The sequence below is a fragment of the Vibrio alginolyticus NBRC 15630 = ATCC 17749 genome, assembly GCF_000354175.2.
Taxonomy (GTDB): Bacteria; Pseudomonadota; Gammaproteobacteria; order Enterobacterales; family Vibrionaceae; genus Vibrio; species Vibrio alginolyticus.
The window spans coordinates 2,582,311-2,600,722 of record NC_022349.1 but is presented as its reverse complement, the minus strand read 5'-3'; the positions used below and the strand labels follow the sequence as shown (position 1 = coordinate 2,600,722).

General features: G+C 41.6%; 16 protein-coding genes. 12 read left to right on the top strand and 4 right to left on the bottom strand.

The features are described 5' to 3' along the window. Window positions 1-14: 14 nt before the first annotated feature. The 4 genes from N646_RS11970 to N646_RS11955 all read right to left on the bottom strand — a co-directional run bounded on the left by N646_RS11970 (window position 15) and on the right by N646_RS11955 (window position 5,819). Entirely contained in the window at window positions 15-1,292 is a 1,278-nt protein-coding gene (locus N646_RS11970; RefSeq protein ID WP_005379478.1) for a lipopolysaccharide biosynthesis protein, read from the bottom strand. 81 nt (window positions 1,293-1,373) lie between these two features. Further along, window positions 1,374-2,351, bottom strand: a complete 978-nt coding sequence (locus tag N646_RS11965) for a Wzz/FepE/Etk N-terminal domain-containing protein (RefSeq protein WP_005379476.1) — start codon at window positions 2,349-2,351, stop codon at window positions 1,374-1,376. A 182-nt stretch (window positions 2,352-2,533) separates the two neighbouring features. Further along, complete coding sequence (locus tag N646_RS11960; protein WP_005379474.1) at window positions 2,534-5,236, bottom strand: SLBB domain-containing protein; 2,703 nt, start codon at window positions 5,234-5,236, stop codon at window positions 2,534-2,536. A 64-nt stretch (window positions 5,237-5,300) separates the two neighbouring features. Then, entirely contained in the window at window positions 5,301-5,819 is a 519-nt protein-coding gene (locus N646_RS11955; protein WP_017820722.1) for an outer membrane beta-barrel protein, read from the bottom strand. A gap of 405 nt (window positions 5,820-6,224) precedes the next feature. On the opposite strand from N646_RS11955, the gene N646_RS11950 reads away from it, so the two are divergent. From N646_RS11950 to N646_RS11895, 12 genes are all read left to right on the top strand, one after another. Beyond that, window positions 6,225-6,443, top strand: coding sequence for a hypothetical protein (locus tag N646_RS11950; RefSeq protein WP_005379468.1), 219 nt, complete (start codon window positions 6,225-6,227; stop codon window positions 6,441-6,443). 69 nt (window positions 6,444-6,512) lie between these two features. After that, window positions 6,513-7,193: a YjbF family lipoprotein gene (locus tag N646_RS11945; RefSeq protein ID WP_005379466.1), complete on the top strand. Its 681-nt coding sequence runs from the start codon at window positions 6,513-6,515 to the stop codon at window positions 7,191-7,193. Then, window positions 7,190-7,948: a capsule biosynthesis GfcC family protein gene (locus N646_RS11940; protein WP_017820721.1), complete on the top strand. Its 759-nt coding sequence runs from the start codon at window positions 7,190-7,192 to the stop codon at window positions 7,946-7,948. The genes N646_RS11945 and N646_RS11940 overlap by 4 nt, the downstream gene beginning before the upstream one ends. Beyond that, window positions 7,945-10,137: a YjbH domain-containing protein gene (locus N646_RS11935; RefSeq protein WP_005379463.1), complete on the top strand. Its 2,193-nt coding sequence runs from the start codon at window positions 7,945-7,947 to the stop codon at window positions 10,135-10,137. Before N646_RS11940 ends, N646_RS11935 begins: the two co-directional genes overlap by 4 nt. Before the next feature lie 147 nt (window positions 10,138-10,284). Beyond that, complete coding sequence (gene rfaD / locus N646_RS11930) at window positions 10,285-11,226, top strand: ADP-glyceromanno-heptose 6-epimerase (protein ID WP_005379462.1); 942 nt, start codon at window positions 10,285-10,287, stop codon at window positions 11,224-11,226. A 126-nt stretch (window positions 11,227-11,352) separates the two neighbouring features. After that, window positions 11,353-12,339, top strand: a complete 987-nt coding sequence (gene lpxM, locus N646_RS11925; protein WP_005379461.1) for a lauroyl-Kdo(2)-lipid IV(A) myristoyltransferase — start codon at window positions 11,353-11,355, stop codon at window positions 12,337-12,339. Then, complete coding sequence (locus tag N646_RS11920; protein ID WP_017820720.1) at window positions 12,336-13,058, top strand: glycosyltransferase family 25 protein; 723 nt, start codon at window positions 12,336-12,338, stop codon at window positions 13,056-13,058. Before lpxM ends, N646_RS11920 begins: the two co-directional genes overlap by 4 nt. Beyond that, a complete protein-coding gene (waaF, locus tag N646_RS11915; RefSeq protein ID WP_017820719.1) occupies window positions 13,055-14,110 on the top strand; it encodes a lipopolysaccharide heptosyltransferase II in 1,056 nt (351 codons plus the stop codon). Before N646_RS11920 ends, waaF begins: the two co-directional genes overlap by 4 nt. Further along, a complete protein-coding gene (gene waaA / locus N646_RS11910) occupies window positions 14,104-15,378 on the top strand; it encodes a lipid IV(A) 3-deoxy-D-manno-octulosonic acid transferase (protein ID WP_017820718.1) in 1,275 nt (424 codons plus the stop codon). Before waaF ends, waaA begins: the two co-directional genes overlap by 7 nt. 103 nt (window positions 15,379-15,481) lie before the next feature. After that, window positions 15,482-17,092, top strand: a complete 1,611-nt coding sequence (locus N646_RS11905; RefSeq protein ID WP_017634974.1) for an aldolase catalytic domain-containing protein — start codon at window positions 15,482-15,484, stop codon at window positions 17,090-17,092. Next, a complete protein-coding gene (locus N646_RS11900; protein ID WP_017820717.1) occupies window positions 17,076-17,711 on the top strand; it encodes an HAD family hydrolase in 636 nt (211 codons plus the stop codon). Before N646_RS11905 ends, N646_RS11900 begins: the two co-directional genes overlap by 17 nt. A 2-nt stretch (window positions 17,712-17,713) precedes the next feature. After that, the gene (locus N646_RS11895; RefSeq protein WP_017634976.1) at window positions 17,714-18,394 is read left to right on the top strand and encodes an acylneuraminate cytidylyltransferase family protein; all 681 of its coding nucleotides are present in this window, start codon (window positions 17,714-17,716) and stop codon (window positions 18,392-18,394) included. Window positions 18,395-18,412 lie beyond the last annotated feature (18 nt).

Below are 18,412 nucleotides of genomic sequence, written 5' to 3'. Positions count from 1 at the left end.
ATACTGAGACTAACTTACTTTCTCATAGAAAAGACAACAAAAAAAGATGTGAACAGGTAAAATAAAGTAAGATAAGCGCTTAACATAATCAAAAAAGTAGATTCTTGAACATGAAAATAAATCGAACCTACAAACATAATTATTAGACCTAACACTCTGACAATGCTTAAAATAAGAAAATGAATTTGAGAACCAACAACATTTATTGCTTCAATCAAGGGTAAGGAAGTAAATTGTAACAACATAAAAGGAGCTAACACTACCGCCATTTGTCCAGCTTTTAACCACTCATTACCAAAAATGACAACAAACGCATACTCAGCCACAAACATCGTCACTATCGTCAAAGGGAATCCAATTAAAAATAATTTCTTTTGTACAGAGAATGTAATTCTGCGGATTTTTTCAATATTATTCTTTCCTATTGACGATATTTCAGCATAATAAGCCTTAGATACAGCCCTAACTATAAGGGTTATAGGTAGATTTAGTGCAACCATAGCTAGACTAAGTTGTCCTGTACTTTCTTTACTAAATAATGCTGCCATCATTAAGGTTGGAGCTTGTAATGACAAAGACATCAGAATTTGAGATGGCAATCGAAATACTGGAAAGCCACGATAATAACTAGATATAAAAGTAGAACGACTCTTAGTAACCTGACTTTTTAGCTTTATAAAATCTGGCAATGATTGTTTAATAAAACTTCCCACACCACCGCTTTGAGCAATAAACTGACCGATCAGTAGACCTGCAGGCTTAAAACTGAACAAACCCATTAAAATTTTTGTAAGATTGCCAAAAAAAGATTGAGTTACTTGTGTTTTGGCTATTATTTTATATTGCTTTTTCCTAGTAGCCCAAAGACTAAATAGTTCATATAAGGCAGTTCCTGCTGCACCAAGTACAATTACAGGCCACCATGGAGCAAGCGCTCTCATATCAAACCAGTTCAGGATAGTTTCACTGAAGAAAAATAGTATTACTGCAATAAAAAGAGAACTCATCAATATCAGAGCTAGACATACCGAAAAAAGATTTATTGCCATCTTATCAGTTTTGGGTAAAGGAATTGCTTGCACATACCGAAAGGTAAAAATAGGCGCTAATATAGCTATCAGTGACGTGTAAAGAGCTAAAACACCGTAATCTTCTGGAGAATAGATTCGGGTTAAAACTGGAATACTAACTAAACCTATAATTCTGGCAAACACAGCACCTTTTGCCAGAGTAAGCATTCCTTTGAATACACTTGCAACTTCGGAGTTCTTATTGCTCTTAAAAATATTCAATTATCTTATCTTAATAAAATATAATTCGTTATTATATAGTTAATAATAAAAGATCTGTTAAGCCTATTTAAATTTATAGCTCTAACTTATCTCATCTTCTTTAAAAGAATAATTTACAAGTATAATTATCATACCTAATATCCCCCCTAAAAGAGTTCCTATTACGCAAATTAATGCACGATTTGGCGAACTCTTAAGCTCAGGAACAACAGCAGGATCTACTGTTTTAAATATAAACTCATCTTGAACTTCAGCTAACATTAAGCTTTTTGTTTGTTCCTCAATTAGACTATAAAAAGTGCTTTGCATCTCAGCAACTGAAGTTTTTTGTAATTGAGTATTTAAGTAGGTAAGGTTTTGAGATACCTCTGAAATAGTTCTCTCTCTCATAACCTTATTAATATCTTCAATCAACCAGTTTACCCACTGCTTTGTTAAATAAGGAGAAAAGTGTTGTACAGATACTGTGTACAAACCAGTTTCATCATCTTTATTTACGCTTAAGACATTTTTACTAAATACCTCATAAGCCTCTTGTGGTGTTGGTTTAGGTCCTCTTAAACCATCTGGTTCTCGCACCCACATGCCAGTCTTAGAGTTATATATTTCGTCATCTAAAACAAGCTGATTCTTGCTTAGGTCCCAGTCTTTTGCCGCCATTAAAGGAACCAATAGATCGTACTTCTCAATGAACGCTTCAGCAAATTGACGAGATTTCATAACTTGGACAGCAAGGTCTGTCTGAGACGCACCTCCTCCACCAAGATTTACTCCTGCAAGAGCAGCCAACCCACCCAATTGGCCTGCCATTTTCGAGAGCCCACCACCGCCAGCACTTTCCGCTGGAGATAACAGCGCATCCGCTTTATAAACATTTGGTAGGCTCAATGCATAGATCACAGAGCCAACAGCAAAAGTAAAAGTTGTTGCAATTACAACCCATTTGCCTCGCCACAAGGACTTGAATAATTCGCGCAAATCAATAGGCGCGTCGTATAACTCATTGGAATGTGGATATCTAACCAATTGTTGAGCCTGCTTTTCTTGTTGTGGTTCCATTTAATCAAATTTCCTTCGCTATAGCGAAATCTTCGCTAATAGAATGACTTTGATGAGGCTGAGCTCCAGCCAATAAATCAATAGCTATAGCCATTAGGTATACTCAGATATCTGAGCCTGAACCTATTGCTATCAATGAATAATTCCCACCCTAATTCAAACTAGAACTAGGGTGGAGTCATTTACTTCAGAGCATTAATCGCAACACCCGTCTGATAAAGAATCTGCGTTGCTGCAGTCCATGTGCTTAATGCATCACGGTAGTCGGTATCAATTGGTACAACAATAGTATCACCAGCTTTTAGTTCTTCTTTGCTATTTCCGAACCAATAACCAGATGAAGGCTTATAAACAGAACCATCTGCACGCACTACAAAAATGCGGTCTTCGTCCGCTTGTTTTTTAGCACCACCCGCTTTGTTCAGGTAATCATCGACGTCAAGCTTGTTGTCTAACAAGTAGGTAATTGGAACCTGAACTTCACCCATTATCGAAACGGTGTTTCGGAAAGTCGGAACAAAGAGGAAGTCTCCATCTTCTAACATAAAGTCTGCTGAGCGTTCCCCCTTTAAGATACGGTTTAACTGTACCACCATACGGCCAAGTGCTTTGCTGCGACTTGCTTCCTCAACAAATGCTAGTGTTTTTTCTGGGTCTGAAATTACAGAACCTATATTACTATCGGCTCGGAACGTCTTCTTCGCTGTTTCTTTTCGCATATCTGCGGCGTATTGGTTTAAAAGCTTCTGCTCTTGTAAACGCAATGCTTCACGCGTAAATATCGCTCCTTGGGGGTGAGCGAACTCTGTGAGACCACCCGCTCGATCCAATAGCTCACTTAAGGTTTCACCTTGGCGCACGGTATAGGTTCCAGGGAAACGAACTTCACCCTGTAAAGTGACTGTGCTTTGTAGCTTCACATTTGGCTTTTCTAGGATGTTCAAACGATCTCGGCCTACGATAATTGCATCGTCCGAAGCACTGCCTTGGATTGCTTTACGCAAATCAATACGCTCAACATCAATATACGCACGCTCATCCGCACTATTAATCGCGGTTCGTGCTAATTCTGCATTAATTGTGAATGCGTTGTAAGTCAAACCACCAGCTGCTTCAATAAGCGTTGATACCGTCATTCTTGGAGTAATCGGGTAGCGTCCTGGGTGCTTCACTTCACCAAAGACTTCAGCAATTTGAGGGGCTAACCCCAAACGAGACTGTTGTTGGAGTTGTAACAATACTGGTGCAAGCAAAGTGCGACGAGTGTTTTGCTTCAGCTTTTCAAAGTCTTCCTCTGTAATCTCTTTACCACGGAAAATGATTTTAGCTGGTTTCGCTTGCTCTGTGGTGCTCTGGTTGTTCAACGTACCGTTTACTGAATGCGAAACGGCAACAGAAGAACTCATCACTTCTTGTTCTTTCTGTTGTTCTAGCTCAGCTTGCTCTTGCGCTTGTTCTAGCGTTTTTGCTTTTGAAACAGACTCTTGTGTTGCGAATGTATCCAAGTCTTCGTTATTAAAGCGGTTGAAAACCAATATGCGATCTCGTGATTGTAACTGGAGGTTGTCTTGGCTACCTGGTGATAGAATTGCGTTGGCTAAGCTTAGTTGGAACACTTCAATATCACGTTGCGGATTAATCTCTCTTACCACAACAGCATAGTTAACATCAGCTGTAGAATTAAAAGCTGAGTCAACAGACTTGAAAAGATCAGCAACACGAAGCCCATTGCGCCATTCCACATAGCCAGGATGACGAACATCCCCCTCTATCTGCACGTAACGAGTAAGCTCTTCGCTTTTTTTCAAGATCTTGATGGCGTCGCCATTTTTAACTTTACTCTTTCGATCTTGCGTTTTATTGAAATCAAGCGTCAAAGCCTCACGAGCGTCATGTGAAGCGTAGCGTTTTATCTCCAACTGCTCGACATGAGCATTCGCAGTAAAACCACCTGCCATCTGAATAAGTTGTTGGTAAGTTTCACCGGCCTTGACTTCATAAATTGCCGGACGGTTGATCTCCCCTTCTATAGACACTGTATCCTTAACAGAACCAATTAAAACAACATCATCCGGTAGTAAGCGCACATCATTACTTGCATCACCTTTTAGTAAAAGGTCATACATATCCAACTTACGAATGATTTTACCATCACGCTTTAGCTGGATATCTCTCAGCGCCCCACTTTCACCAAAACCGCCACTGTAATAGATAGCTTGTGAAATTGTCGTTAATGCGCTAACCGTGTAGGCACCAGGTTTATATGCATCCCCCATTACAAACACTTGCATGGTGCGTAATTCACCCAATGAGATATCACTGCGCACACCAATCATTTGCTCTTTTACACGTTGCGTCAGAGAGTCTCGAACATCAGAAAAGTGCATGCCTGCAACATTTACTGGCCCAAGTGAAGGGAAGTTGATTGTGCCCGCACGATTTACGCGTAAACGATGCGTTTCATTATCTTTACCAAATAACTGCACAATGATTTCATCACCTGCACCCACGGTGTAATTTGCTGGCACAGGAACATCACTGATCGGAGCAAAGGTGCTTGGAGAACCAGCAAAAAGATCTAAACCAAAGCGTTTAATCTCTTCCTGCTCACCTTTTTTGAGCCATTGTTCTTCGATATTGGAAGATGCAGCGCCACTAGCTTCAGTTCTAGGTTGGATTACTTGAGGATTTTCGTAAGGAGACTTGTTTGAAGATGAACTAGAAGGAATGGAGAAACCATACTTACTCGCCAAGGCCTTTTGTTGGTCGGCGGGTAGATTTTGAAACATTTTCATTTGTTCTGGAGTGGGTGTTTGTGCCATTGAATAAGACGCAAACGTACTTGCCAATATAAAAGCGGCAATAGAGAAATATCCTTTAAACATGGTATGTCACTATAATAATTGAATAAAAGACCCTAGCCCCAAGTTTGAGCTCTAGGTATTTAAATTAGAATCGGTGCTGAAAACCCAGTGTAATCGAGTTAAGGCGAACTTGGTCTTCAGAGACGTTATCAACGAACTCAAATATCACCGCGCTTTGGTTATTTAAAGCGTAGTGCATACCTAACCCAAAACTAAATCCTTGTTCTTTGTGAGAACCTACATTTTGTAGATCAAGCTGAACGCTTGAATACCCAGCTAAACCGTAAAGTGCAACTCGCTCTGAAACCGGCATATTCAACTTAACAAAGCCGCTCAAAGCGCTATCAACGGCAAGACCACTGTCACGTTGAACTGATGTCCCGTAACGACCTTCTAAACCAATGTAGTCATTAAAGAAGTATCCTGCTTGAGCACTAAGAAGAAAGGGGCTTCCCTCTTTCACGGACTCAGAAGATGAGCTTTTCAGTTCTGCATTTGAGTAGCTCACTAGAGCGCCTGCGTAAAAATCGGCTGACGCTGAAAAAGAACTCAGGCTCAAGCCCAGTGCACCAAGTATTCCCAAACAATGCTGCTTTCTTATCACGTAAAAGTTCCTAGTACTGGTAATAATATTGACTGACAAGGCAAAGTTAAATTTTGCTATGCAGATCATTAAATACTGAAGAGCTGGCACGCTACCGCCCTGAGGCATGGAGCGTAAGCCACTGTATCGCTTTCTATATGGTCTAAGTAAAAACGACCTATTGACTTCAAACCTCTAGTGCTGAAGGAAATAGGCAGACAAATTATGCACTCTTGATAGTTTATCAGCAAGCAAGGGAGCAAGATAACCGTGCAATGTCACGCTGGTGTTAGAAATGAGATCGAAAGCCATAGCAAAATAAGAAACTATTTACATGCTAAGGCTTTTTTATCTAGAATATAATTTGGAGCATTTTTTATGCTACCAAACATCGATGTTTTTATACCGGATACACAAGGATTAATAATGAAGAATACAGCTCTAGCTATTCTTATGGCTCTAAGCGCAACAACTGCATTTGCAGCAGAAGAAGCAGGCTCAACAGGCGCAGCTTCTGCGTCAGCAACTGGCACTACAGCTGTAGGTGTAGGTGCAGCAGCCGCAGTAACTGTAGTAGCAGTTGCAGCGTCAGATAGCGACTCAACATCTACTTCGACATCTACTTCTACTTCTACTTCTAACTAATTTCGTTTTGTAGAACAGAAGCCAATCGCCCTGATTAAGTCAGGGCGATTTTATTTGTAAGAGGGATCAATGAATATCTTCCGAATACCTAAATGGATACGCCAACTCCTCATTCTTCCATTACTCCTTGTACTCTTTGGCTGTACACAGAAATTCAACGATGTTTCAGCAACCGTCCAAGAAGCCTACGGTAACTACATCGATGTAGAGATGACACCAGAAGAAATCAATGCTATTCCATATGCCAGTGCCTATTTGAAACTTGGAAATCAGAAGCAGGTGTTTGTCGTTTTAGCTTTCGCGGAACGAAATCCGCAAAATGGAAAAATACAATTGAAATGGGTAAGCGCCGATAAAGCCATGATCGTTACAGAAAATGGGCACATCGTCAAAACGATTGGACTACAGAGTGGCGACTTAGCGGGTGTTTACGGTGACGTTCCAGATTTTTCTTTACACTCAACCTCTGTCAACTACGCACTTTCATACGATTGGGCAACACAATACCGTTATGGCTTTCCTGCAAATATAACGCGTTCTTACTCAGGCCAAGAAACGTTAACAACACCTATTTCTAGCACTATGACCAACGTATATAAAGAAGTTGTTGAGTTTAGCAGTCTTTCTCAATCGGTCGAAAACTACTATTGGGTCAATGAACAAGGTCAAGTTGTTAAAACCATACAACATCTAGGGCCAAATATGATTCCGGTCGAGTTAACCATTTTGAAGGGATACAGCAAATCATGAGCAAGCAACTACTCACAGTATTCGGTTTGGTCATGCCGCTTTTGAGCATGTCTAGCTTCGCTCAAACAGAAACCTCTGCATTGCAACCATTAAATGTTGAATTGCTAGAAGCAGGCAAACGGCTACAATTTCAAGGGACGGCTCGTTTAGAAAGTGTGTTAGCACTTGCTAGGGAGCAAGGCGTCTCTCTGCAATACTCTCTTGGTACCACTTTGTTTGATAAATCGGAACGCGCCGAGAAAACCTCAACCGCTTTAAAGAACTCGGTGCTCAATCAAATGATTCAACACAATTTGGTCGCACATCCATTCTACAAGTTCATTCAGAAGCAAAGCTTTGCACCGCGCTTACTGTCTGCGATCGATGTTGATAAAATTCGACTAAATAAATTCGACAACCCACTGTTGCGCGGCAATTTCCTGCTCGCAAGCCCTCTGCGCGAAGAGAAAGTGTACTTCTTGGGAAACCTAAATAGCGTGTATTCCATTACGGAGCAAGCTGGCATCCCTTTGCAGAGACAGATAGAGAATTTGAAAACTAATATTGGTGCGTTATCAACACCGCCAGTGTTGATCTATCCAGATGGTCACATAGTTAAGCCGCATCACGGAGCTTGGTTAACAACACAATATTACTTACCACCTCTGACATTGTTATATATTCCGTTTGGTGATCTTGAATATTCCGAAATGGACCAAGATATTATCCGCCTACTCACTCAATTGATACCAAATTCCAAAAAGAGACCACAATGATGCCAATTAGAAAAAGCTTAGCCCTTTCTTTAATGGGCCCTGCATTGGTTTGGGCTCAAGACATGCCCTTTGAGGCTCCCTCTTTACAGCCTTCTCAATCTGACTTTGGTGGTGTTGGCTTAATGCAGATGCCAACCGGACGTATGGCTCATGAAGGGGAGTTCAACTTTTCTGTAACAGGTAGTGATGAGTACCTTTTTTACAATGTGACTCTGCAACTCATGCCGTGGTTAGAAACAACTATCCGGTACACTCGAGTTCACGATCTGCCTTATTCGTCATCCTTCCCCGATGTTGACAATGAATATACAGACAAGGGGATAGATTTTAAATTTAGATTATGGGAAGAATCTGAATACATGCCAGAAATCGCCCTAGGGGTACGAGACTTTGCTGGTACTGGTCTTTTTGATGCTGAGTTTCTTGCGGCGACAAAACGATATTCTAATTCGAAATTAGGTACTTTTGATTTTACTTTAGGTATGGGCTGGGGCTACCTAGGAACTAGAGATACGGTCACAAACCCTTTTTGTAAAGCATCAGACAAATTCTGCGATAGACCTTCAGAATTTCTATCTACTGGCGGAACAACTAACTTCGATAGAGCCTTTAAAGGCCCTGCTGCCCTTTTTGGTGGTATTGAATATCAAACTCTTCATAAGCCTCTTCGCTTCAAGCTTGAATATGACGGTAACGATTACAGCACAGACTATCCAGTTGTTCAGGCCGGTATAGATATGTCTCCCCACACACCATGGAACTTTGGTGTTCTCTACCGTCTAGGCATGGCCGATTTTCGTTTAAGTTATGAACGCGGCGATACTTTAGTAGCAGGCTTAACGCTAAACACTAATTTCAATGACATGCCATCATTCTGGCGAGACACACCAACCCCAGAAGTGGAAGATAACCAACCCAAAGAACTGTCTGATGTTGATTGGGAACGTGTAACAGAAGATTTAGACAAAATTGCTGGCTATCGAAACACGCGTGTTTATGTTGATAACAATACCGTAACTGTCGTTGGTGAGCAGAAAAAATATCGTGACCGTACAGAGGCACACGAAAAAGCGGCAGCTGTACTCCATAATGAAATGCCTGACGATATTGATACCTATGCGATCAATGAACGTAGCCGAGGCTTAGTCGGTGAACAAACGATTATTTCCAAAGAGAAATATCGCGACTTTGCCCAAGTTAATTACATCAATCCGAAAATAGAAGATGCAACCTCAAGGGCTACTACTAAGCCTACGGGAGAATCTATCTACGATGGTTTTGAACGTTTTGATTGGGGCTTTGCACCTAAACTAGTTCAAACTCTCGGAAACGCTGAAGATTTCTATCTCTTTAGTGTAGGGCTAAGCGGTAATGCCTCATATTGGCTGACGGACAACCTTGAAATTGGCGGTTCGTTATACTGGGATTGGTATAACAACTACGATAAGTTTATTTATGTCACTCCACCTGATGGCACTACTGTTCCTCGTGTTCGCACCATGTTCCGCGCTTACCAAAATGAACATGCTGTAACCATGTCAAACTTACAATTGACTTGGTTCCAAGAGTATTCCGATACGATGGATCAGCAATTCTACGCGGGCTATCTGGAGAGTATGTTTGCTGGAGTCGGTACCGAGTTTCTTTACCGTCCACAAGGAGCTAACTGGGCGATTGGCGCTGACGTCAACTTAATTTCTCAACGTGATCCACAAAGTTACTTCGGTGTTTACGATGATAAATGGCAAAACGTGCCAGAATATGGACGTCCGTTCCAAGTTATTGATAAAGGCTTCACTGGTTTTGTATCTGGTTACTACTACCCTCAATGGGAATTCCTACAAGATTTGATGATCCAAGTCGATGTTGGTCAGTTCCTAGCTGGTGATGTTGGTACACAAATTAATGTTTCTAAGCAGTTCAAGAGTGGCGTAATTGCTGGTGCCTTTGCGTCATTTACAGACTTGTCTGCGGATGAATTTGGTGAAGGTAGCTTTACCAAAGGTTTCTACTTGTCGATTCCATTTGACATCATGACCGTTAAGCCAAGCAACAATCGTGCGAACTTTAGTTGGCAGCCTCTTACTCGTGACGGAGGACAGAAACTCGGACGTAAATACAGCTTGATTGAGTTGACCGACGAGCGAAATCCTTGGTATCAAAGGCCTAACCGTTCGGATGTGGAATAATAAAGTAATCAAGGGAGCTGCGGCTCCCTTTTTCATATCTAGATACTGAGTATAGAAGACTCAAACCTATCTTCCTGCTTCCAATAGCGCTACTTTTCGTTTCTTGCTAGAATTCCTGAGAAAATTTTAATCTATGGTGGAAGTTCTATGATCATCGTAACTGGTGGCGCTGGCATGATCGGCAGCAACATTGTTAAAGCACTAAACGAAGCTGGTATTAACGATATCCTGGTTGTCGACAACCTAAAAAATGGCAAAAAGTTTAAGAACTTAGTTGATCTGGACATCACAGATTACATGGATCGTGACGACTTTCTGACCCAAATTATGGCGGGCGATGATTTTGGTCCGATTGAGGCAATTTTCCACGAAGGTGCTTGTTCTGCAACGACTGAGTGGGATGGTAAGTACATGATGCTAAACAATTATGAGTACTCTAAAGAGCTGCTGCATTACTGTTTAGATCGCGAGATTCCATTCCTATACGCTTCTTCAGCAGCCACTTACGGCGATACAGAGACTTTCGTTGAAGAACGCGAATACGAAGGCGCACTGAATGTATACGGTTACTCGAAACAGCAGTTTGATAACTACGTTCGTCGCCTATGGCAAGATGCTGAAGAACATGGTGAGACCCTTTCTCAAATCACCGGCTTCCGCTACTTCAACGTATATGGCCCACGTGAAGACCACAAAGGTAGCATGGCATCAGTTGCATTCCACCTAAACAACCAACTTAACGCAGGTGAAAATCCTAAATTGTTCGCGGGCAGCGAATCATTCAAACGCGACTTCGTTTACGTTGGTGATGTATGTAAAGTAAACCTGTGGTTCTTAGAAAACGGCGTATCAGGCATTTTTAACTGTGGTACTGGCCGTGCTGAATCTTTTGAAGAGGTAGCAAAAGCAGTTATCAAGCATCATGGCAAAGGCCAAATTGAAACCATCCCATTCCCTGAGCACCTAAAAGGCGCTTACCAAGAATTCACACAAGCGGATCTGACCAAACTGCGCACCGCAGGTTGTGATGTTGAATTCAAGACAGTTGCAGAAGGCGTTGCCGAATACTTAACTATCCAAAACAGTTAAGCACCACAAGGTGGTAGAACCATAACCTGCCACCTTTACTCAAGTGCAATAGCCTGTATCATTCCTAACTATCTTTTTCTCATTTAAACCACTTCGCCCGTACACGAATAGGTAACTAGACACGCCATGACAATAAAACGTGATGACTTCGACCCCAAAGCATATAACCCTGAGTTTAAGCGCCACTTTCTGTCGCCTAAGTACTGGGGCACGTGGTTAGGTGTTATCTTATTTTTACCGTTATCATTAATGCCACTGGGTTTACAAAAGTGGTTGGCGAAAACCATAGCCAAAAAACTGTCTAAATCCCACAAAGGTCCAGCTCATCGAGCGAGGGTTAACTTTGAGCTGTGTTTTCCGGAAAAATCGTTCCAAGAACGTGAAGCTTTGATAGAAAAAACACTCTACACAGCGGCCATGTTCTTTTTTCGCTTCGGGTTACTAAGTTTACGCTCACCAAAATGGCTTCAGAACCGTTGCCAAATTCGCGGCCTAGACATTTTACGACAGCACATTGATAGCAACGAAAATGTAATTTTAATGGTTCCCCACTCTTGGGCTATTGATGTGCCTGCTATCTTGCTCGCTTCAATGGGAATGCCAGTTTCTGCAATGGCGAAGAAGCAAAAGAATGATGTTGCTGACTGGCTGATGCACAAGCAAAGGGTCCAATACGGTGGTCGTGTTTATGAACGCTCAGGTGGCATTAAGCCTTTTCTGAAATCCATTCGAGATGGCTATGTAGGGTATTATCTACCTGATCAAGATCACGGCCCAGAGCATAGTGTGTTTGTGGATTTTTTTGCAACACGTAAAGCAACGCTACCTGGTTTAGGCAAAATTGCGAAACTATCACGCTCAAAAGTACTGCCTCTATTTGCGTCGATGAATACTGAAGATGGTACGTTTGATATTGAGATTTTACCGGCGTTTGAGTTGGATAAAGGCGAAGAGCAAGACGCTCGTACCTGTAATGAAGCCATTGAATATTTTGTCGGTGATAAACCCGAACAATATATGTGGGTACTACAGTTGCTGCACTCTCAAGAAGACGGCAATAACTATTACAATTTGTTTAAACCAAGATATAACAGCGACTGGAAAGTGCAGTGAAAGTATTTGTCGTAAGCTTGGCTCGATCGCTGGATCGCCGAGAACGTATTGAAGAAAAGTTAAAACAACAAGGCATTACGTTTGAATTTTTTGATGCAATAGATGGCTCTGTTGACCGTTTTCTTCATTCAGAAAAAAGTCGTCCTACCATTACTCTACGCCGTAAAGGGTATCAATTAAAAACTAGTGAAGTCGCCTGCTTTGCAAGCCATTACGAGTTGTGGGTTCGCTGTGTTGAGCTTGATGAACCGATCGTCATCTTAGAAGACAACGTCGACCCCGTAGAAGGGCTGAAGCGAGTACTCGAACATGCCGTTCCATTGACTTCTACTTATGACTATATCAAGTTGTCTGCCACTCAGAAGTGTGCATTCACCCCAATCGTACCGATTGATGATAATCATATGTTAGGGGGCTACTCTGCTGGAACTTGTGGTACCACCGCATATATTGTCACACCTAAAGCAGCCTCAAAGTTTGTTATGCATGCTCAAAAGTTTATTGAACCAGTCGATGACTACATGGAAAAACCATGGAGACATGGTGTTCAAGTTTACAGCGTGTCTCCAGATCTCTTTACTAGAGCAGAGATTGCTTCGACGATTGGTGGTAAAAGAAAAGATAAATCCAAAATGACTCTTGCGAATAAAATATACGCTGAACTTTTTAGAACTTATGAGTCAATTTTGAAATTCCTATACTGGAAAAACAAAGCATGAAGATTTTAGTCATTGGCCCTGCGTGGGTCGGCGATATGGTAATGTCGCAATCGTTATATATCGTATTAAAGCAACGCCATCCAGATAGCCAAATTGACGTGATCGCTCCAGGATGGTGTAAACCGATTCTTGAGCGTATGCCAGAAATCCACCAAGCGATTGAAATGCCTATCGGTCATGGTGAGTTTAACTTATTAGGCCGCAGGGAAATTGGTAAATCATTACGTGAAAAGCAATATGACCACGCCTATATCTTGCCTAAATCAGCGAAATCAGCACTGATCCCATGGTTTGCCAACATTCCTCTTCGTACTGGCTGGAAAGGAGAAATGCGCTATGGCTTATTGAATGACTTACGCCCTAACATGAAGTCTTTTCAGTACATGGTAGAGCGCTATGTAGCGTTAGCTTATCCAAAAGCAGAAATGGTGGATTCTAACTCTCTTGGCGGGCTTGAAACCTTACCTCGCCCACGCCTCGCAATCAACGAAGTAGAGCAAAAAGCCACGATCCAAAAATTCAACTTAACGCAAGACCAACCAACCATTGGACTGTGCCCAGGAGCAGAGTTTGGTCCTGCCAAAAAATGGCCCGAAACACACTACGCTGAAGTTGCGACGCAAATGGCTCGATCTGGGCATCAAATCTGGTTGTTTGGTTCTCAAAAGGACTTAGAGACTTGTAACAATATTCGCGCACTTGTCCCGACGCAATTCCATAAGAACATTCATGTTCTAGCAGGACAAACCAGCTTAATTGAAGCGGTCGACCTACTTGCTGCATGCAAGACAGTTGTCGCGAATGACTCAGGCTTAATGCATGTGGCAGCTGCGGTTGGTTGTAATGTTGTTGCCGTGTATGGCTCAACTTCACCGAAGTACACCCCCCCACTCGCAGAAAAAGTGGAGATTGTTCATACCGATATTGATTGTCGCCCTTGTTTCCAGCGTGAATGTCAATACAAACACCTTAAGTGCTTGACAGAACTTTCGCCTAAGCAAGTGCTAGATAGCATCCAAAAACTTGACGCCATTACGATAAGCTCATGTTAGTTCGTATTGTTTATACCTTACTACTCGCCCTAGCGTCACCGCTGCTTTTATTTGGTTTGTACAAGAGCAAACCAAATAAGCCTAAGTTCGGCTCTCGCTGGAAAGAGCATTTTGGCATAACCCCCAAGCTAAAAAGCAACGACAAACCTATTTGGATACATGCCGTATCTGTTGGTGAAAGCATAGCAGCAACACCTTTAATCAAAGCCCTTAAGGAACAAAACCCCGAACAATCTATTCTAGTTACAACAACAACAAGTACCGGAGCTGAACAGATTGCTAAGTTGGGTGATTTAATTGAACACCGCTATATGCCAATTGACTTTGGGTTTGCTATCAAAGGTTTTCTTAAAGCAGTGCAACCAAAACAGATGTTGATCATTGAGACTGAGCTGTGGCCAAACACGCTTCACAATGTTCACAAAGCGGGTGTCCCTATAACTGTCGTAAATGCGCGCCTATCTGAAAAATCGTGTCAGAACTACGCCAAAATACAGCGGCTTTTTAACCAGCTTCATCCATGCCTAACTCAAGTACTCTGCCAAACGGATTCAGATGCAGAGCGCTTCGAACGCTTAGGCGTTGAGAAAAAGAAACTATCCGTTACTGGCTCGATTAAGTTCGATATTCAAATATCAGAGCAAGTGAAACAGCAAGGACAGCAGCTTCGAGCCCAACTTGGAAACGATCGTCCGATTTGGATTGCAGCTAGCACCCACAAAAGCGAGGACGAACAGGTATTAGATGCACATAGACAAGTTTTAAAATCTCTTCCAAATGCTTTACTCGTTTTGGTTCCTCGCCATCCAGAACGATTTGATGATGTATTCACGCTTTGCCAACAGCAAGGATTTAAAACTGTGCGTCGTACTTCAACGCATGCAGTAGAGACGAATACTCAAGTATATCTCGGCGATACAATGGGTGAGATGCTAACGTTGATGGGCGCAGCGGACATCTGCTTTATGGGTGGAAGCCTAATTGGAGATAAGGTTGGTGGGCACAATGTGCTAGAGCCTGCCATGTTAGAAAAAGTCATAATCACTGGCCCTAGCTATTTCAACTTTAAGGAGATTGTTGAAAACTTACTAGCTGTGGATGGTATCTTAATTGTGCCAGACTCAACGACCCTTGCCCTAAGGACTACAGAGATCATTTCTCAACAAGATAAATATTTACTCCGAGCTTTGCATGCTAATAAATGGGCCTCATCCAATCAAGGCGCTCTAAACCGAACAATGAGCTTACTCCCCCAAAGTGATAAGTAATAACTTAATAATTAGTTTGATAAATACCTCACTTTTACTATTAAGCTTGTATGTTTTACTGTACTAAGCACTTTACCTGTTTAACTTAAAAAGAATATCCATTATGCAAAAAATTTTAGACTGTACTCTTCGCGATGGTGGCTACTATAACCACTGGGACTTTTCACCAGAAGTCGTTGACGCTTACCTCACAGCAGTTGCAAAAGCTAAAATTGATTATGTTGAGTTAGGGCTTCGTAACTATCCTAAGTCTGTTTACAGTGGTCCATTTGCTTATACGACTGAAGAGTTTCTAAACACGCTACACCTACCGAAAGGTCCGACATACGGCGTAATGGTTGACGCAAAAACTTTGCTAGATGCGGGTAAACCTGTTGTCGCTGCCATCAATGATCTTTTTGTACCAGCACAAGAAAGTAAAGTTGATCTCGTTCGTATCGCGGCACATTTCAATGAAGCAGAGCAGTGTGAAAGCATGATTAAAGCTTTCAAAGAAATGGGGTATATCGTTGGCTTAAATCTGATGCAAGCGGGCGGAAAACCATCCGTGGTTATAGCGGAAAAAGTACAGGCGGTAGCAAAAGCAAACCCTGACGTCATCTATTTTGCTGACTCTCTCGGTAATATGGATAGTGCAGAAGTCACTCGCATTGCCGAAATTGTAAAGCAAAACTGGGATGGCGACATTGGCATCCACACCCATAACAACATGGGTCAAGCAATGTCTAATACGATGACAGCTCGTTCGAATGGTGTTACATGGTTGGATGTGACCGTTACCGGAATGGGACGAGGCGCTGGGAACGCCCAGACCGAAAACCTGCTCGCCGAACTTGATGGACTAGATAAATACTTGCCAACAGCAATATATGAACTAGTTATTCGCCATTTTGAGCCAATGCAAAGAAGATACGGTTGGGGCTCAAGCCTTCTATATTACTTGGGAGCCAAAAACGATATTCACCCAACTTATATTCAGAATATGCTTTCTAATCCTAATTACGGAACAGAAGAAATTGTTGGTGCTATCGAGCATTTAAAAAAGCTAGAAGGTACGACAAGCTATAATGGTGATGTCTTAGAAGAAGCGCTTACTGTAGGGAAAATAAGCCAACCAACTGAAAGCCAATCAGACCTATCAGGGATCTTTTCAGGAAAAGAAATTTTACTGGTCACTAATACGCCTAATGCTGCAACACATAGAGTCGCGATCGAGACATACATTAAGACTCGAAAGCCTATCGTAATTGGCATCAATACAAAGCATGAGATTAACACTGAGCTTTTCGATTACTTTGCTGTATCTCATAACTCTAAATACTTGTCAGAAAGCAGCCATTACTCAGAGGTAGCCAAACCCGTATTTTTGCCAAAGAACCGCTTTGACGAAGACGAGCTAAGTAAATTTAGTAATATTTCTATGATTGATTACAGTAGCACCATAGAGAAGGATACTCTCACCGCCCATAAAAACTACTGTACACTACCGTATGATAATACCGCTGCATATGCGTTATGTATCGCTTTTATAGGTCAAGCGCAGAAGATATCTCTCGTTGGTTTTGATGGTTATGATGTGACTGACCGACGCCAAATGGAAATGAATGAGATCTTTAGCATGGTTAGTCAGCAGTTTGGAAGTACATCAATTCAAGCGTTAACCCCAACCACTTATCCAGTAAAAGCAGGGTCTATTTATGCACCCGCTATTTAATGGCTATGATACTGTTATTTTTGACTGCGATGGCGTGATCCTAGACTCAAATAACCTCAAAATTGATGCCATGCGTAATGCTTTACGCATGGCCCAAGTATCAGAGCTCGAAATAGATAAGTGTTGCACTTATTTTAAAGCTAATTTTGGCAAATCGCGTTTTCATCATGTGAGTTACTTTGTTGAACATTTCATCACAAATGCAGATGAAGCATTGTACGAACGTATACTAAACTGCTACTCAAAGCAGTGTGAAGAGCTATACATGGAAGCTCAACTGACGCCTAATTTTATTGCAGCAATTACAGGTTGCCCAGCCAAACTCTATGTAGCGAGTGGATCTGCTCAAGACGAATTACGAGAAGTATTTGTTAAAAGAGAGCTGGCGCAATATTTTACGTTAATTCTAGGATCACCTACCGCGAAAGCAGATAACGTTGCAACCATCCTAAAGGAGTCTTCAGGCGCGGCTCTAATGATCGGTGACGCATTATCAGACTTTCACGCAGCCAAAGAGAATAATATTGATTTTCTTGGCTATCTTCCTTTTTCAAATGTAAAAGAAGAGCTTGAAAGCTTATCAAAAAGTGAAGGTTTCAATATTCTAAGGAGTTGGTAAGCATGAGTGTCCATGTTTTTCTACCATGCCGGAAAGGCAGTGAACGTATCCCAAACAAAAATACCAAAGACTTTGCAGGTGTAAAAGGTGGGTTATTAAAAATCAAACTGGATCAGTTAATCAATATAACTGACCTAGATTCGATAGTCGTATCTTCAAACGATGACTTTGTACTGGATTTTGCTTCAACATATAAAGATTCTCGCATACGAATAGATGAACGCCCAGAGCACCTAGGGGCAAGTTCAACAAGCACTGATGATCTTATTAGATATGTTCCTTCGATTATTACTACGGGTCACGTACTTTGGACTCATGTAACCTCACCATTCTTAGACGAGTCAGGTTATAGCGCTATTATCAAACAGTATAATCAAGCACTCACGGAAGGTTATGATTCATTAATGACGGTCAAAGAACTACGTGGGTTTATTTGGAATAAAGATAAGCCAATTAGCTACGATCGTAATATAGAAAAATGGCCTAGAACTCAGACAATTGAACCTCTTTATGAAATCGATAGCTCAGTCTTTTTAAATAGTGTAGAAAACTACAAAAAGCTAAATGATCGAATTGGACTAAAGCCTTCGATGTACATACAGGATGCAGAGAGCTCAATTGATATAGATTGGCCAGAGGACTTTACTTTCGCTGAATCTATGTGGTTACAGAAAAATAAATGATCATCGGTAAATAGACAT

Excerpts from the sequence above, each read along its gene's own strand:
- N646_RS11965 (WP_005379476.1), bottom strand. The coding sequence starts at position 2,351 with ATGGAACCACAACAAGAAAAGCAGGCTCAACAATTGGTTAGATATCCA.
- N646_RS11960 (WP_005379474.1), bottom strand. The coding sequence starts at position 5,236 with ATGTTTAAAGGATATTTCTCTATTGCCGCTTTTATATTGGCAAGTACG.
- N646_RS11950 (WP_005379468.1), top strand. The coding sequence starts at position 6,225 with ATGAAGAATACAGCTCTAGCTATTCTTATGGCTCTAAGCGCAACAACT.
- N646_RS11945 (WP_005379466.1), top strand. The coding sequence starts at position 6,513 with ATGAATATCTTCCGAATACCTAAATGGATACGCCAACTCCTCATTCTT.
- N646_RS11940 (WP_017820721.1), top strand. The coding sequence starts at position 7,190 with ATGAGCAAGCAACTACTCACAGTATTCGGTTTGGTCATGCCGCTTTTG.
- N646_RS11935 (WP_005379463.1), top strand. The coding sequence starts at position 7,945 with ATGATGCCAATTAGAAAAAGCTTAGCCCTTTCTTTAATGGGCCCTGCA.
- rfaD (WP_005379462.1), top strand. The coding sequence starts at position 10,285 with ATGATCATCGTAACTGGTGGCGCTGGCATGATCGGCAGCAACATTGTT.
- lpxM (WP_005379461.1), top strand. The coding sequence starts at position 11,353 with ATGACAATAAAACGTGATGACTTCGACCCCAAAGCATATAACCCTGAG.
- waaF (WP_017820719.1), top strand. The coding sequence starts at position 13,055 with ATGAAGATTTTAGTCATTGGCCCTGCGTGGGTCGGCGATATGGTAATG.
- waaA (WP_017820718.1), top strand. The coding sequence starts at position 14,104 with ATGTTAGTTCGTATTGTTTATACCTTACTACTCGCCCTAGCGTCACCG.
- N646_RS11905 (WP_017634974.1), top strand. The coding sequence starts at position 15,482 with ATGCAAAAAATTTTAGACTGTACTCTTCGCGATGGTGGCTACTATAAC.
- N646_RS11900 (WP_017820717.1), top strand. The coding sequence starts at position 17,076 with ATGCACCCGCTATTTAATGGCTATGATACTGTTATTTTTGACTGCGAT.
- N646_RS11895 (WP_017634976.1), top strand. The coding sequence starts at position 17,714 with ATGAGTGTCCATGTTTTTCTACCATGCCGGAAAGGCAGTGAACGTATC.